This window comes from Burkholderia sp. RS01, assembly GCF_039748055.1.
Classification (GTDB): domain Bacteria; phylum Actinomycetota; class Actinomycetes; order Actinomycetales; family Micrococcaceae; genus Arthrobacter.
This window is the reverse complement of record NZ_JBDLAK010000010.1, coordinates 140,581-155,249: the sequence shown is the minus strand read 5'-3', so window position 1 is coordinate 155,249 and position 14,669 is coordinate 140,581. Positions and strand designations below refer to the sequence as shown.

Here is a 14,669-nt window from a genome sequence, read left to right as displayed (position 1 = left end):
GAGAAGGTACATGCTGGACCAAAAGACCCTTGACCGTTTATGGAATTTCGAGGATCCGGAGCTGTCCGAGCAGCATTTCCGGGACGCGATATCCGACCAGAAATACGACGCCGACGAAAGGGCCGAGCTCGCCACCCAGCTGGGGCGTGCGATCGGACTGCAGGGCCGCTTCGAAGAGGCGGACGCACTGCTGGATTCAATTGACGGGGAGGACGAGCCGACGATCGGCGTCCGGATCCTGCTGGAGCGCGGACGGGTCCTGAATTCGAGCGGCCACGCCGCGATGGCGGTGCCGCTGTTCGAGCAGGCGGCCGAACTCGGTGACCATCTCGGCGAGGAGTTCCTCGCCGTGGACGCGCTGCACATGCTGGCCATTGCGGACTCCGCGCATGCGGAAACCTGGACCCGGAGCACCCTGGAGTACGCGTCCACCGCCCACGACGCCTTCGCCAGGCGCTGGATGGTGGCGCTGCACAACAACCTGGGCTGGACGCTCCATGACTCAGGCCGGCTTACCGAAGCCCTGGTGGAGTTCCAGCTGGCCGAACAATGGGCGGAGCGGGCAGGAACGCCGGCCCAGCAGCAATACGCCCGTGCGGCGATCGAGGAATGCGAGCAGGCCCTGGCCGGTGAAAGAATTGTCCCTTTGGGTGCAAAAGCTGACCCCAGCAATCCACGATTGGAAGGCAATCTCCCGTGATCTTTATTGTCGTTAAATTCAAGGTCAAGCCCGACTGGTCCGAGAAGTGGCTCGACCTCGTGGCTGACTTCACCGAGGCCACCCGGCATGAGCCCGGCAACCTCTGGTTCGACTGGTCCCGCAGCGTGGACGATCCCCACGAGTTTGTGCTGGTGGAAGCGTTCAAGGACGACGCCGCGGGGGACCACGTCAACAGTGCCCACTTCAAGAAGGCCATGGCCGACATGCCGCAGGCACTCGCGGAGACACCGCACATCATCAGCCGCCAGCTCGACGGCGAGGGCTGGGACCGGATGGGCGAACTCACCATCTGACCCGTCGCTACGATTAAGCCATGTGGATCGGATGGATTGAGTTCGACATCCTTCTCGGGGACGTCCAGAGCCTTAAGGAGAAGCGCTCCTTCATCAGGCCGCTGCTGGCGGAGGTCAAGCGCCGCTTCGACGTCTCCGTTGCAGAAGTCGGGGACCATGAGCAGTACCGGCGCGCCCGGGTGGGGGCCGGACTGGTCGCCGCCGACCGGGCGCACCTTGTGGAGGTGCTCACCGCCGTCGAGCGCTTCGTGGCTGCCCGGCCGGAGATCGAGCTGCTCAGCGCGCGGCAGCGCGAACTCCACAGCCAGGACTAACGAGCAACGCGGGGTCACTTAGCGCCCAATCCGAGGGATTTATGGGCGGTAAGTGACCCCGCGTTGGTTCAAGCAGGGAACCCTTAGCCGAAGTACTTCGGCAGCGTGGCCTCGTGGGCTTCGCGGAGTGCATCAAGCGGAAGCGGATCCACACCGTTGATCTCCAGCTGGCCGCTGGCTGCGTCCACCACGCCGATGCGAAGGTGCGCAAAGCCCCGGGCGGTGCACATGTCCGTGAAGCGGACTTCCTCGGAGCGCGGGACGCCCACGATGGCGCGGCCCTGGGACTCGGAGAACAGCGCCGTGAACAGGTCAACGCCGTCGCGGTCCAGGACATCCTGGAGCGCGATCCGGGCACCCACGCCGTAGCGCAGCGAGGATTCCACGAGGGCTGCCGCGAGGCCGCCTTCGGAGAGGTCGTGCGCGGAGTCCACCATGCCGTCGCGGGACGCGTTGATCAAAATTTCACCCAGTGCGCGTTCGGCGGCGAGGTCAACCTTGGGCGGCAAACCGCCCAGGTGTCCGCGCATGTTGGACCATTCCGAGCCGTCCAGTTCCGCTGCAGTGGTGCCCAGCAGGTAGATGGCCTGGCCGTCTTCGCGCCAGCCCGACGGCGTGCGGCGGGCGACGTCGTCGAGCTTGCCCAGCACAGCCACCACAGGGGAGGGGTGGATCGGGGTGGTGCCGGTCTGGTTGTACAGCGAGACGTTGCCGCCGGTGACCGGGATGCCCAGTTCCATGCAGGCGTCCGACAGGCCGCGGATGGCCTCGGCAAGCTGCCACATGACGTCCGGGTCCTCGGGGGAACCGAAGTTCAGGCAGTCGCTGACGGCCATCGGCACGGCGCCGGAGGTGGCAACGTTGCGGTACGCCTCGGCCAGCGCGAGCTGCGCGCCCTGATATGGATCGAGGTAGGTGTAGCGGCCGTTGGCATCGGTGGCAAGGGCCACGCCCAGCCCGGTTTCCTGATCTACCCGGACCACGCCGGCATCGTCCGGGAACGCCATGGCCGTGTTGCCGCCGACGTAGCGGTCGTACTGGTTGGTGATCCAGTCCTTGCTGCACATGTTCGGCGAAGCCACGAGCTCGGTGACGGCAGCGGCCAGTTCCGCCGGGGCGGCGGGGCGGCCGGCATCCTGGACCGATCCGGTGAAGGAGTCGGCCTGGACGGAGTCCTGCCATTCGGGGCGGGCGTACGGGCGGTCGTAGACCGGGCCGTCGTGTGCAACGGTGCGCGGGTCGACGTCGACAATGACCTCGCCTTCCCACGTGATGATCAGGCGGCCGGTGTCGGTCACCTCGCCCAACCAGGAGTACTCCACCGCCCACTTGTCCATGACGGCTTCAAACGCCGCGATGTTCTCGGGGGTGACCACGGCCATCATGCGTTCCTGCGACTCCGACATCAGGATTTCGCCCGGGGTCAGCGTGGGGTCGCGCAGCAGGACGGAGGTCAGTTCGACCTCCATGCCGCCGTCGCCGTTGGAGGCGAGCTCGGACGTGGCGCAGGAGATGCCTGCGGCGCCCAGGTCCTGGATGCCTTCAACCAGTGAGCCCTTGAACAGCTCCAGGCAGCACTCGATCAGGACCTTCTCGGCGAAGGGGTCGCCCACCTGGACGGCGGGGCGCTTGGACGGCTTGGTGTCGTCGAAGGACTCGGAGGCCAGCACCGATGCGCCACCGATGCCGTCGCCGCCGGTGCGGGCACCGAACAGCACCACCTTGTTGCCCTTGCCGGAAGCGTTGGCGAGGCGGATGTCCTCGTGGCGCATGACGCCGACAGCCAGCGCGTTGACCAGCGGGTTGCCCTGGTACACGGAATCGAAGACCATCTCGCCGCCGATGTTGGGCAGGCCGAGCGAGTTGCCGTAGCCGCCGATGCCCGCAACGGCGCCGTGCATGACACGGGCCGTGTCCGGGTGGTCGATGGCGCCGAAGCGCAGCGGGTCCATCACGGCCACCGGGCGGGCGCCCATGGAGATGATGTCGCGGACGATGCCGCCGATGCCGGTTGCGGCGCCCTGGTAGGGCTCCACGAACGACGGCGAGTTGTGGGACTCGATCTTGAACGTGACGGCCCAGCCGTCGCCCAGGTTGGTGACGCCGGCGTTTTCGCCGATGCCCACCAGCATGTCCTTCTTCATTTCCTCGGTCACCTTCTCGCCGAACTGGCGCAGGTGGTTCTTGGAGGACTTGTAGGAGCAGTGCTCGCTCCACATCACGGAGTACATGGCGAGCTCGGCGCCGGTCGGGCGGCGGCCCAGGACCTTGACGACCTCTTCGAACTCGTTCTGCTTCAGGCCCAGCTCGGCCCAGGGCAGTTCGGTGTCAGGGGTTTTGGCGGCGTTCTCGACGGTGTCGATGTTGAACTTCCGGGCGGTCTCCACGGGCGCTGCCACTGAGGGTGTCTCCGTCATTTGTTTGCTCCCACGATCTTGTTCAGGACAGAGGTGAAGAAGGCGAGGCCGTCGGTGTCCGATCCGCCGATTCCATCGAGGGACTCGGGACCGTAGCCCACCTCCACCGCGTGCTCCGGGTGGGGCATGAGGCCCACCACGTTGCCGGCGGCGTTGGAGATGCCGGCGATGTCGCGGCGGGAGCCGTTCGGGTTGAAGCCCACGTAGCGGAACACGACGCGGCCTTCGGCCTCGAGGGCGTCGAGGGTTTTCTCGTCGGCGATGTACTGGCCGTCCTGGTTCTTCAGCGGCACCGTGATCTCCTGGCCTGCCTCGTAATCGAGGGTCCAGTCGGTGCTGTTGTTTTCAACCCGCAGCACCTGGTCGCGGCACATGAACTTCAGGTGGTCGTTCTTGATCATCGAACCGGGCAGCAGGTGCGACTCGGTGAGGATCTGGAAACCGTTGCAGATGCCCAGCACGGGCAGCTTGGCATCGGAGTTGGCGGCGTCGATGATCTTGGACATCAGCGGCGCAAAGCGCGCGATGGCGCCGGCCCGGAGATAGTCGCCGTAGGAGAAACCGCCGGGAATGACGACGGCGTCCACCTCACCGAGTGCGTTGTCCGCGTGCCACAGCGGCACGGCAGTGCCGCCGGCGAGGCCGACGGCGCGGGCGGCGTCGCGGTCATCCAGCGTTCCCGGGAAGGTGACGACGCCGATTCGGGCGCCGGCCAGCCGCGGCTCGGCGGCGACGGCGATTGCTTCGCCGATCAGGGGAAGTTCAGTCATTTCAGGCCTCGACGACCTCGACGTTGACGACGTCCTCGATCACGGGGTTGGACAGCAGGGTCTCCGCGGCTTCGCGGGCCTGGGCCAGGATTGCGTCGGTCACCTCACCGTCGACGGTCAGTTCGAAACGCTTGCCCTGGCGGACAGAGCTAAAGCTGGTGAAGCCCAGGCGGGGGAGTGCACCCACGATGGCCTTCCCCTGCGGGTCCAGAATCTCGGGCTTGGGCATGACGTCGACAACGATCCGGGGCATCCGGTAACTCCTGTGCGTGAGCATTGGGTAAGGGCGCAGCGGAGTGGTGCCGTCTCACGCCATTCCGCTGTGGCCTGGGTGGTACAAATGGCACGACATGGACGAGCGCTCCGCGAGCTTGCTTGCCTATTCTACCGGCCCCGGCGGCGCACTCCGTATTCGGGGCTGCCGGCGCCGGCAGGCATGAAGGGCGACGGCGGCTCTGGCCCGCCGTCCCCGCCGTCAGTAGGATTGCGGAATGGGTGAGAAACCGAAATCCGTACTGTTGCCGATGGTTGCTGCCGCTGTCTTCGCGGGGCTGGGGAAAATGGTCCTCCAAAAGATCAAGGCTGACCGCGCTGCCAAACAGCACCGGGTCGCAGGCCCGGTGGACGAAAAGACGCGCCAGTGGATCAGTGACGTGGTCCGCACGCCCCGGCAGTAGCCGGTCCACCAGCGCGCTACCGCACGCCGCACCGGCGGGTGCCCCTCGCGGGCGCCCGCCGGTTGCTTTTAACGGACCGTTTTCGAGTGACAACCCCAAAATTGTGTTTGTGTCCTATGTCATAACTACCTATCAGTAGGTACTGTGGGATCGGCTGCCGTTCGCATGGCCTGACAAGACCTGTCAACCAACGTGACACGACACCCTTGCGCCCGGCAGCGTAGCCGGGGCCGTTCCTTATGAAAGGTTCAAATCACTCGTGAAATCAGCAGGAAAAAGCTTCTTCCGAAGCCGGGGGGCCCGGAAAGCAGCCGCACTGTGTGTCGGTTTGCCTTTGCTCCTTTCATCGCTAGCAGCCTTGCCGGCCACCGCAGCCCCGATCCAGGGCACGCCGCCGGCAGCCCAGCAAAAGAACATCAATCCGAACGACTACCAGGCGGGCCGCTACATTGTGGTCCTGACCGAAAAGCCCGCCGCCACGTACGACGGCGGCACACCGGGGCTGCAGGCCACCAAGCCCCGTTCCGGGCGGAAACTCGACGCCGACCGGGCCGAAGTGAAGCGGTACCAGACCCATCTTGAGGCGAAGCAGACGGCGGTGGCCCAACAGGAGAACGTGCAGATCCGGCACCGCTACACCGCGGCCTTGAACGGCTTTAGCGCAACGCTGACGGCGGACCAGGCCGTGAACCTCGCCAAGAACCCCGGCGTCCTCGCAGTCGCTCCGGACACCCAGCGGGCACCGGACTACTCCACCACCGATTTCCTGAAGCTCAGCGGGGCCAAAGGCACCTGGAACACCAAGTTCGGCGGCCAGAACGGCGCGGGCAAGGGCGTCGTGGTGGGCGTCATCGACTCCGGGTACACGCCCTCCAGCGAGTTCTTCGCAGGCAGCGACGTCAAGCCCCTCACCGGCGAACCGCAGGTCGGCGTCCCGTACCGCACCGGCGACGGCAAGATCGCCATGCTGAAGTCGGACGGCAGCACCTTCGAGGGTGACTGCCAGGCAGGCGAAGGGTTCGACGGCAGCGCCTGCAACTCCAAGGTCCTCAGCGCACGCTACTTCTCCGACGCCTTCGAGGCAACGGTGGCCAAGAAGGACCGCGCGCCGGAAGAGCTCATTTCCCCGGTTGACGTCGCCAGCCACGGCACCCACACCGCCAGCACCGCCGCCGGCAACGCCAACGTGGAGTCGTTCGTGGACGGCCGCAGCTTCGGAACCACGAGCGGCGTTGCCCCGGCAGCCAAGCTCTCGATCTACAAGATCTGCTGGGAAGACAATGACCCCGCCACAGGCGGCTGCTACACCTCGGCATCCATTGATGCCATCAACCAGGCCGTGCTGGACGGCGTCGACGTCCTGAACTACTCCATCTCCGGAACCACGTCCACCACCACGGATCCGGTATCCCTGGCGTTCCTGTCAGCCGCCTCCGCCGGAGTCTTTGTGGCCGCTTCGGCCGGAAACTCCGGCCCCGACGCCAGCACGGTCAACCACGGGGAACCGTGGGTCACCACCGTAGCAGCGAGCAGCTTCTCCCAGGAGCTGCAGGGCACGGTGGAGTTCTCCGACGGCAGCAAGTTCCGTGGGGCCAGCATCATGAACCGCGAAGTAGCGGGCGCCGGCGTCGTGCTTGCCGCCGATGCAGCTTCCGGGCAGGATCCCGCTCCGCGGCTGTGCGGCCCGGGCTCGCTGGACCCGGCGAAAATCGCCGGGAAAGTGGTGGTCTGTGACCGCGGCACGTACGACCGCGTGGCCAAGAGCGCCGAAGTGGCGCGCGGCGGCGGCGTCGGGATGATCCTGGTGAACGTGACCGCATCGTCGCTGGACGCCGACAAGCACTCCGTCCCCACGGTCCACCTCAACCCGCCGGCCACCGAGACGATCAAGGCCAAGGTGGCGGCAAACCCGGCCATCACCGTCTCCCTCATCAACAAGGACACCACGGGACTGCCCGCCGAGGCGCAGCCCCAGATCGCCGGCTTCTCTTCGCGCGGACCGCTGATTGCCACGGATTCGGATCTGCTGAAGCCCGACGTCGCAGCGCCCGGCGTCGCCGTGCTGGCCGGTGTCTCGCCGATCGGCGCCGGGGGTGACAAGTTCGGATTCATGTCTGGCACGTCCATGGCCTCGCCGCACGTGGCAGGTTTCGGCGCCCTCATCCTGGGCAAGAACCCGGCGTGGTCGCCGGCAGCCGTCAAATCGGCCATGATGACCACCGCGGGCGACGTCAAGCTCGCCGACGGCAAGAAGAACACCGATGTGCTGGCCACCGGTGCCGGGCAGGTTGATCCGGCCCGCCTACTGGATCCGGGACTGGTCTACGACGCCGACGGCGATGACTACCTCAGGTTCATCCAGGGCACCGGCGTCGATCTGGGCATGCCCGGCCTCGGCGTCGCCAAGCCCCGCGACATGAACGTCCCGTCCTTCTCCCTCGGCAATCTTGCCGGCAAGATCGAGGTCACCCGCACGGTGACCGCACTGACGCCCGGCGTATACCGCGCCAAGGCCAGCGTGCCGGGAGTGAAGGTCACGGTCACGCCGTCCATCCTGCAGTTCGGCGCGGCCGGCGAGAAGCGCACGTTCAAGGTGTCCTTCGAAAACCAGAGCGCAAAGTTGGGGCAGTTCGCCACGGGTTCGCTCACCTGGCAGGGGGCCAACAAGAACGTGGCGTCGCCGATCGCGGTCCGTCCTCAGTCAGTGGTGGCGCCCAAGAACGTCGCGTTCACGGCTCCGGCAGGCAACGGGGCCGGAAACATCAGCATCGTTTCGGGTTCCAACTCGCCCACGAACGTGACGCTGGACGGACTGTCCAAGGCGGATTCCTCCGCCATTGAGCTGGTTCCGGGGCCGTTCAAGTACGCTGCCGATGCGTCGAACTTCGTCAAGACGGTGGAGGTCCCGGCGAACGTCCCTCTGGCCAAGCTGTCCGTGTTCTCCGCGGATGAAAGCGCCGACTTCGACATGGTGGTCGTCACGCCCAGCGGCCAGTCCGTCGTTGTCGCGACGGCTGCCGCCAGCGAATCGGTCTCCATCCCCAACCCGGCCCCGGGCACGTACCGGATGTTCGTGAACCTCTACGACAGCCCCAAAGGCCAGGCCACCAAGGCATCCGTGGACGCGGCTGTCCTTGGCGCAAACGAGGGCAACGCAACAGTGACGCCGGACCCCGTGCGGCTTGGCAACGGCAGGGCCGGCCAGCTCGCCCTGGCGTGGAAGGCCCTGGCTCCGGGGTCCTACATTGGCCGGGTGACGTTCGACGGTGCCAGTGCACCGACGTTCGTCAGCGTCGTGGTGACACCGGGAGGCAGTGCAGGGGTCCCGCCGGCTTCGGAAAATCCGAAGAAAAAGAAGGAAACGGGGAAGGTCGTCAATGACGACCTGACGCGGACTCCGGATAACTCCATCTAGGAAGGTCCCGGATCCGGGTTCCCTTTGTTGGGGGTCCTGACAGCGATGGCCGGCGGTTAACACCGCCGGCCATTGCCGTTAAGCGGGAGTCCTGCTGAGACGCCGGCTACTCCGGCGCTGCCGGGCACCTGACCGGCGGAAGATGGCTCAGATGGCACCTGCAGACCCGGCAATTCCGCCCAGGAGCGGGGACAGTGCGCGCCAGCGCGCAATCTCGCAGCCGTCCGTCAGCGAGAACCGCGACTGCACCGTGCGTCCGCCATAGTGGCCGGTCACCACTGCCACCTGCGGACCGCCATACTGCTGTGTGCAGAGTTTGGGCGGGCCAGGCTCGGGGAAGAAGATCCGCTCGCCGAAGCGTTCGACGGCGGCAATCGCCCCCGCGGGGTCCGGCAGCGTTGATTCGGAGAGGCGGCCGGAACGGCAAACCAGCGTGAAGACGTGGGCAGGACTGCCGGGGGACTCGGTCAGGGTGACCGTCAGGTCGAAGTCGGGAGCCGGTTCCGCGCGGCTCACGGCCGCTCCTCCGCGGCCAGGGCATCGAACATCGGCGCCAGCTCCGCCAACAGGCGGGCCCGCAGCACCTGGGCCTCCGCGGAGAAAGCCCGCTGGTGCTCCACGTAGGCTGCCTTGCCCTCGGCCGTCTCTATCCGGATCGGCGGGTAGCCCCAGTCCGTGAGGTCGTAGGGTGAGGCCTGCATGTCCATGGCCCGTACGCGCCAGGACAACTCGAAGCAGTCCATTATGAGTTCGCTGGGCAGGGCCGGCGAGAGCTTGTAGGCCCATTTGTACAGGTCCATGTTGGCGTGCAGGCAGCCGGGCTGCTCCATGGTCCGCTGGTTCTCCCTGCTGGGCGAGAATTCGTTCAGCGGTTGGGCGTCCGGCGAATAGAAACGGAACGCGTCAAAGTGCGAGCAGCGGATCCTGTTGTCCTCGACCACCTTGTCGGTGCCGGAGGCGCCCAGCCGCAGGTTCAGGTATTCGTGGCGGAGCTCGAATTTCTCCTGCCGGTAGACCATGGCCCATTCATGCAGGCCGAAGCACCCGAACTGGGCCGGGCGGGCGGCGGTGCCTGCCAGGATGATCTGGGCGAAGACCAGGGCGTCGCGGCGCTCGGCCAGGAACGAGGCCCGGTCCAGGGTCACGGCAACGCTGCCGGCCGGCAGGCGGGCGGCGGCAAGTTCGGCGGTGCTGAGCGTGCGGTAGTACTTCCAGCCCGCCCGCGCCGCTGCGTCCGTGCCGGAGAGCACGGCGCCGTCACCCGGATGCCAGCGCATGAGCTGGCCCGGCTTCTGCGTGTAGTAGGTGAAGAGGAAATCCTCCACCGGGTGCTTGCGGCCGGCCGAACGGCGTTCAAGGTAGGGGTCGGCGTAGCGGCGCACGCGCTCGGCATGGGCGGCCTCGCGCGCCCGCCAGTCGTCCGGAGGAAGCACATGCGGCTGGGCGGCCGGAGTCGTGCCCGGCAATGTCCTGAGGTGCTCCACAGTCCTAGACAGACCCGCTGGAGGAACCGAGGACGTCCTGGGCGGCGTTCCAGGCGCCGATTTCGCAGCCGTCGCGCAGGGAGAACGTTGTCTCCACAGGCGTGCCGTCGACCACTCCCGTGACGGTGGCAACCTGCGGGCCAGCGTACTGCTGGGTGCAGGAGACATCCTTGCTGGGCGCAGCGCGGTTCAGGATGGCCGCATTCTTCTTCAGCGCCGTGCAGGCCGCAGCGGCCTTGGGATGCTGGCTTTCGGCCACGGGAACGCCGCCCTTGCACACCAGTGTGTAGTTGACGGCGGTTCCGTCTTTGGACGCCTTCACGGTGATGGAGAGCTCGGCGTCGCCGGTGCCGGGCCCTGACGGCAGCGGCGACGCAGCAGGCGGTGCCGGAGCGGGAACGGTGGTCTCGGCGTCGGGCGGCGTGCTGCCCGCAGGGGAAGACGTTCCCGGGCCGGGCGTGACTCCCGGCGATTGTGTTCCGGTGCCGGGGGCTTCGCTGGTGGGCGTCGCCGAAGGCTGACCGGGTCCGGTGCCTGGGGTGCAGGCGGCAAGCCCGCCCATCGCTCCGAGGGCGAGCAGCACAGAAATCAGTTGCTTGCGCATGCCGGGTCTCCTCAAGTTTTTCCCATTCTACCGTCGGCGGCTTCCGGCCGCCCGAACGGGCCGGTAACGGTATCGGCCGATTGCTAACGGAAGGGTATCGATTCTTCGCGGCGTCCGCGGTATCTTTCTGACATTGACGGGTGCGCGGTAAAAACCAAAAAGTGATGACGCCCATGGGGGGCAGAGCGTCCAGTTCACAGGACCAAAGGTCTACAGGTCCAAGAACAAAGGAAGGCATCTCCCCATGACCCCCCATCCAAAAACCCCCCGCCCCGGCAGCAGACGGCTACCCGCAGTACTGGCCGTTGGTCTTGCAATGGTCATCAGCCAGGGCTTGGCCGCGCCGACGACGGCCGCGCCAGGGCCGGTATCCGCACAGGTATCCGCACAGGCAGCCGCACAGGCGGCCGCAAGCCCCGGCGGCTCATCGCTCGACGGCCGCTACATTGTGATGCTCAAGGACAAGCCGCTGGCGACGTATTCGGGCGGTGTGCCCGGCATTCCCGGCACGGCGGTCCCGAAGGGCAAGAAGCTGAATCCCTCCGGCCCCAACTCGCGTAAGTACGACGCGCACCTCAAGGCCAAGCAGAGGCAAGCGGCCGCCGCGAAGGGCGTGACCATCAACAGGAGCTTCACCCTGGCCGTCAACGCCTTCAGCGCCGTACTCTCGGCGGCGCAGGTCAAGGGGCTGGCCGGTGACGGTAACGTGCTGGCCGTGGTCCCCGACAGCCTGCGCAAGCCCGACTACTCCACCAGCGATTTCCTCGGCCTTCCCGGCGGCGACGGCGTCTGGAATGAGCACTTCGGCGGCAAGCGCGATGCCGGTAAGGGCGTGGTTGTGGGAATGCTGGACACCGGCTACTCGCCGGAGAACCCGTTCTTCGCCGGCGACGAAGTCAAACCGTTGTCGGGCCGCCCCAAGGTTGGCGAACCCTTCCGTCTCCAGGACAACGTCATTGGCATGCAGAAGGCCAACGGCGGAACGTTTGTCGGGAACTGCGTCAGCGGTGACGGCTTTGACGGCACCGAGTGCAACAGCAAAGTCCTTGGCGCCAGGTTCTACGACCAGGCCTACAAGGCCGCGGTTCCCCCTGAGCTCCGGTCGCCGCTTGAAAAGTTTTCCCCGGTGGACGTGAACGGCCACGGTTCGCACACCGGCAGCACCGCGGCCGGGAACAGCGACGTCACCCAGGTGGCGGGCGGACGGGACTTCGGCAAGAGCTCGGGCGTCGCCCCGGCGGCGAAGATCGCCGTATATAAGGTCTGCTGGGAAGGCGCAGTCCCGGAGGCAACGGGCTGCCTGGAATCCGACATCCTCAACGCCATCCAGGATGCGGTCCTGGACGGCGTGGACGTACTGAACTACTCCATCTCCGGCAACAACAATTCAACGGTTGACGCCGTTTCCCTGGCCTTCCTCAACGCCGCGGCCGCCGGCGTCTTTGTGGCGACGTCGGCAGGCAACTCCGGTCCGGGGGCGGGCACGGTGAACCACGCGGGTCCCTGGCTGACCAGCGTTGCGGCCTCCACGTTCGACAACTCCCTGCGTGGAACCGCTGAGCTGTCCAACGGCGCGAAATTCGCCGGAGCCAGCGTGATGAGCACCGAGGTGGACTCGAAGCCCATCGTCCTGGCAGTAACCGTGAAGGCGGCCGCTGCCGTGGACGCGAACGCGGCCCTCTGCGCTCCCAACACCCTGGACCCGGCCAAGGCGGCCGGAAAGATCGTGGTCTGCGACCGGGGTGTGGTGCCGCGCGTCGACAAGAGTGACGAGGTGAAGCGGGCCGGCGGTGTGGGCATGGTGCTGGTCAACCTCACCCCGGGATCCCTCGACGCGGACCTGCACAGTGTTCCCACCGTCCACATCGACGACCCCAAGATCAAGGATGTGGTCACGGCGAATCCGGGGCTGAAGGCAAGCCTCAAGGCCACTGACACCACGGGCGCGAAACTGCCGCCGGTGCCGCAGATCGCGGAATTCTCCTCCCGCGGGCCAACGTTGGCGTCCGACGGCGACCTGCTGAAGCCCGACGTCACTGCTCCCGGCGTGGCAGTCCTGGCGGCCGTTTCGCCGATAGGTTTCAAGGGCGAGGACTTCGGGTTCCTGTCCGGCACATCAATGGCCGCGCCCCACATTGCCGGCTCCGGCGCCCTGCTGCTCGGAAAGCACCCGCAGTGGTCGCCGGCGGCTGTGAAGTCCGCCATCATGACCACCGCCTATGACCTGGTCAACGCTGACGGTGCAGCCGTGCACGACGTCTTCGCCCAGGGCGCAGGTCACGTGGATCCCGCCAAATTCTCGTCCCCAGGGCTCGTCTATGACGCGGGAATCGCCGACTGGATGGGCTTCCTCCAAGGGCAGGGATTCCAGTTGGGCGTGGCGGCGATTGCCGCCAAGGATGTCAATGTGCCGTCAATTGCGCTCGGTTCGCTGGCCGGCAGCCAGACCGTCACCCGCAGCGTTACGGCACTGACAGCGGGAACCTACCGGGCGGCTATCTCGCTCCCCGGCGTCACCGCAACGGTGAGCCCTGCCGAGCTGACCCTGGCTGAGGGTGAAAGCGCCACTTTCACGGTTACTTTCACCACTGCCGGAGCTGCGCTGGACACTTACTCCATGGGCTCGCTGACCTGGGCCTCGTCCAAGAACAGCGTCCGCTCGCCGGTGGCGGTGCGGCCCGTAGCGCCGTAGCCGTCGGGACAACAGCGTACGACGCCGGCACTCACCGCACGTGGTGAGTGCCGGCGTCGTCCGTGTGGCGCGTTTGCCGCTTGCGCCGAAGCGCCGGCGCTTTCCGGGGCGCTAGTTCCGGGCAGAACCGGTGGCGGCGATGAGGTCCATCATGGTGCGGTGCAGGGTTTCCACCCGTTCCCGGGTCAGGCCCAGCCTCGCCATCATGATGCCGGGGACCTCGGTGGCCTGCCTGCGCAGGTCGGCCCCGGCGAGGGTCAACTCGACGGCCAGGGCGCGTTCGTTTCCTTGGACGCGCCGCCTGGTGATGAGCCCGGCCGCCTCAAGACGGCGGAGCAGAGGCGAAATGGTGGCGGGCTCCTGGGCCAGGGCGTCGCTGATGTCGCGGACTGAGCGCGGGCTTGATTCCCACAGGCACAGCATGACCAGGTACTGGGGATGCGTGAGGCCGAGCTTGTCCAACACCGGTTTGTACGCGCCGACGACGCTGCGGGAGGCGACGGTCAGGGCAAAGCACAGCTGGCGTTCCAGCAGGAGATCGTCCTCGAGCACATCGGAGCCTGCGGCGGGCCCGGTGGCTGAGGGGACGGCAGGGGCTTCCGGTTGGCCGGGCATGGGCATCCCTTCGATAGTTAGTGCACTAATGATTAGTGTATCGTTGTTTCCGGAAGTGTCCTGGAAATGGAGTGTGGAAACCGTGGAAAAAGAGAACGCATCACAGAGGTTCATGCGCGCAACCGGCAAGCTCAGGGCGATCTTCGGCCCGGCCAACCGGAGTTCCCTGGGGCATGACATGACCGAGGAGAACCGGAAGCTGCTCGCCCAGCGCGAGGCCGAGACCCAGCAGTGGGAAACGGTCCGGCGGCCGGACGGCAACACGTATGTGGTGCCGCGCAACCCCGAGGACAAGTCCCTGCGCTAAGCCGCCAGCCTTCTCCTGCCCCGCGGCCATGGCGCATGACTCTCACGCTCCGCAGAGGGCCATTTTTCGTGGTCCCGGCGTAAAATAAGGGCACGGCAGTACGGACGAGCGGTTGCTCTCCGCCTTCGATCAGGGAAGGGGGTGGGACTTGTGGCACATGTGCTTGCTGGCTTTATGGATATGACCGACAGGCTCCGGTTCATATTCGGCCCTGCCACCCAGGGCGATCCGGCCGCCCCGGTGGTTCATATGCACGACGATTTTGAACACGCTTCAGAGGACGATCTGGCCCAATTTGAAGTCGAGACGGATTCCGAGGGGCACCATTATGCAGTCCGTAAGAGCGACCTCAAGTAGGGC

At 66.4% G+C, this 14,669-nt stretch carries 15 protein-coding genes; 8 read left to right on the top strand and 7 right to left on the bottom strand.

What is annotated here, in order from left to right; translation table 11 throughout:
- The first annotated feature begins 10 nt into the window (after positions 1-10).
- The 3 genes from ABFP37_RS11475 to ABFP37_RS11465 are packed head-to-tail and all read left to right on the top strand — an operon-like array spanning position 11 to position 1,328.
- Positions 11-700, top strand: a complete 690-nt coding sequence (locus tag ABFP37_RS11475) for a hypothetical protein (RefSeq protein WP_347033658.1) — start codon at positions 11-13, stop codon at positions 698-700.
- The gene (locus ABFP37_RS11470; RefSeq protein WP_078026776.1) at positions 697-1,014 is read left to right on the top strand and encodes a putative quinol monooxygenase; all 318 of its coding nucleotides are present in this window, start codon (positions 697-699) and stop codon (positions 1,012-1,014) included. The genes ABFP37_RS11475 and ABFP37_RS11470 overlap by 4 nt, the downstream gene beginning before the upstream one ends.
- Positions 1,015-1,034: 20 nt before the next feature.
- Positions 1,035-1,328 (top strand): DUF503 domain-containing protein, encoded by a 294-nt coding sequence (locus tag ABFP37_RS11465; protein ID WP_347033657.1) that lies wholly within the window; start codon positions 1,035-1,037, stop codon positions 1,326-1,328.
- Between the two features lie 83 nt (positions 1,329-1,411).
- Here ABFP37_RS11465 and purL read toward each other — a convergent pair whose 3' ends face one another.
- Genes purL through purS form a run of 3 tightly spaced genes read right to left on the bottom strand, consistent with a single transcriptional unit; the run spans position 1,412 to position 4,768 of the window.
- Complete coding sequence (gene purL, locus ABFP37_RS11460) at positions 1,412-3,745, bottom strand: phosphoribosylformylglycinamidine synthase subunit PurL (protein WP_078026774.1); 2,334 nt, start codon at positions 3,743-3,745, stop codon at positions 1,412-1,414.
- Positions 3,742-4,515: a phosphoribosylformylglycinamidine synthase subunit PurQ gene (purQ, locus tag ABFP37_RS11455; protein WP_078026773.1), complete on the bottom strand. Its 774-nt coding sequence runs from the start codon at positions 4,513-4,515 to the stop codon at positions 3,742-3,744. Before purQ ends, purL begins: the two co-directional genes overlap by 4 nt.
- Position 4,516: 1 nt before the next feature.
- Positions 4,517-4,768, bottom strand: a complete 252-nt coding sequence (gene purS, locus ABFP37_RS11450; RefSeq protein WP_056631212.1) for a phosphoribosylformylglycinamidine synthase subunit PurS — start codon at positions 4,766-4,768, stop codon at positions 4,517-4,519.
- 238 nt (positions 4,769-5,006) lie between these two features.
- On the opposite strand from purS, the gene ABFP37_RS11445 reads away from it, so the two are divergent.
- Positions 5,007-5,192 (top strand): hypothetical protein, encoded by a 186-nt coding sequence (locus ABFP37_RS11445; RefSeq protein WP_078026772.1) that lies wholly within the window; start codon positions 5,007-5,009, stop codon positions 5,190-5,192.
- Between the two features lie 358 nt (positions 5,193-5,550).
- On the top strand, positions 5,551-8,607 hold the full coding sequence (locus ABFP37_RS11440) for a S8 family serine peptidase (protein ID WP_347033656.1): 3,057 nt from the start codon (positions 5,551-5,553) through the stop codon (positions 8,605-8,607).
- Positions 8,608-8,754: 147 nt separating this feature from the next.
- Here the strand turns inward: ABFP37_RS11440 and ABFP37_RS11435 are convergent, their stop codons facing one another.
- The 3 genes from ABFP37_RS11435 to ABFP37_RS11425 are packed head-to-tail and all read right to left on the bottom strand — an operon-like array spanning position 8,755 to position 10,695.
- Entirely contained in the window at positions 8,755-9,123 is a 369-nt protein-coding gene (locus ABFP37_RS11435; RefSeq protein ID WP_078026771.1) for a serine protease inhibitor, read from the bottom strand.
- Complete coding sequence (locus ABFP37_RS11430; RefSeq protein WP_347033655.1) at positions 9,120-10,073, bottom strand: 3-methyladenine DNA glycosylase; 954 nt, start codon at positions 10,071-10,073, stop codon at positions 9,120-9,122. The genes ABFP37_RS11435 and ABFP37_RS11430 overlap by 4 nt, the downstream gene beginning before the upstream one ends.
- 22 nt (positions 10,074-10,095) lie before the next feature.
- Complete coding sequence (locus ABFP37_RS11425) at positions 10,096-10,695, bottom strand: SSI family serine proteinase inhibitor (protein WP_078026769.1); 600 nt, start codon at positions 10,693-10,695, stop codon at positions 10,096-10,098.
- A 244-nt stretch (positions 10,696-10,939) separates the two neighbouring features.
- Here ABFP37_RS11425 and ABFP37_RS11420 point away from each other — a divergent pair, with 244 nt between their 5' ends.
- Positions 10,940-13,387 carry a S8 family serine peptidase gene (locus tag ABFP37_RS11420; RefSeq protein ID WP_347033654.1) on the top strand — a complete coding sequence of 816 codons (2,448 nt, stop codon included), beginning with the start codon at positions 10,940-10,942 and terminating at the stop codon, positions 13,385-13,387.
- A 111-nt stretch (positions 13,388-13,498) separates the two neighbouring features.
- Here the strand turns inward: ABFP37_RS11420 and ABFP37_RS11415 are convergent, their stop codons facing one another.
- On the bottom strand, positions 13,499-14,002 hold the full coding sequence (locus ABFP37_RS11415; protein WP_347033653.1) for a MarR family transcriptional regulator: 504 nt from the start codon (positions 14,000-14,002) through the stop codon (positions 13,499-13,501).
- An 82-nt stretch (positions 14,003-14,084) separates the two neighbouring features.
- Here ABFP37_RS11415 and ABFP37_RS11410 point away from each other — a divergent pair, with 82 nt between their 5' ends.
- A complete protein-coding gene (locus ABFP37_RS11410; RefSeq protein WP_347033652.1) occupies positions 14,085-14,309 on the top strand; it encodes a hypothetical protein in 225 nt (74 codons plus the stop codon).
- Between the two features lie 141 nt (positions 14,310-14,450).
- Positions 14,451-14,666: a hypothetical protein gene (locus tag ABFP37_RS11405; RefSeq protein ID WP_347033651.1), complete on the top strand. Its 216-nt coding sequence runs from the start codon at positions 14,451-14,453 to the stop codon at positions 14,664-14,666.
- Positions 14,667-14,669 lie beyond the last annotated feature (3 nt).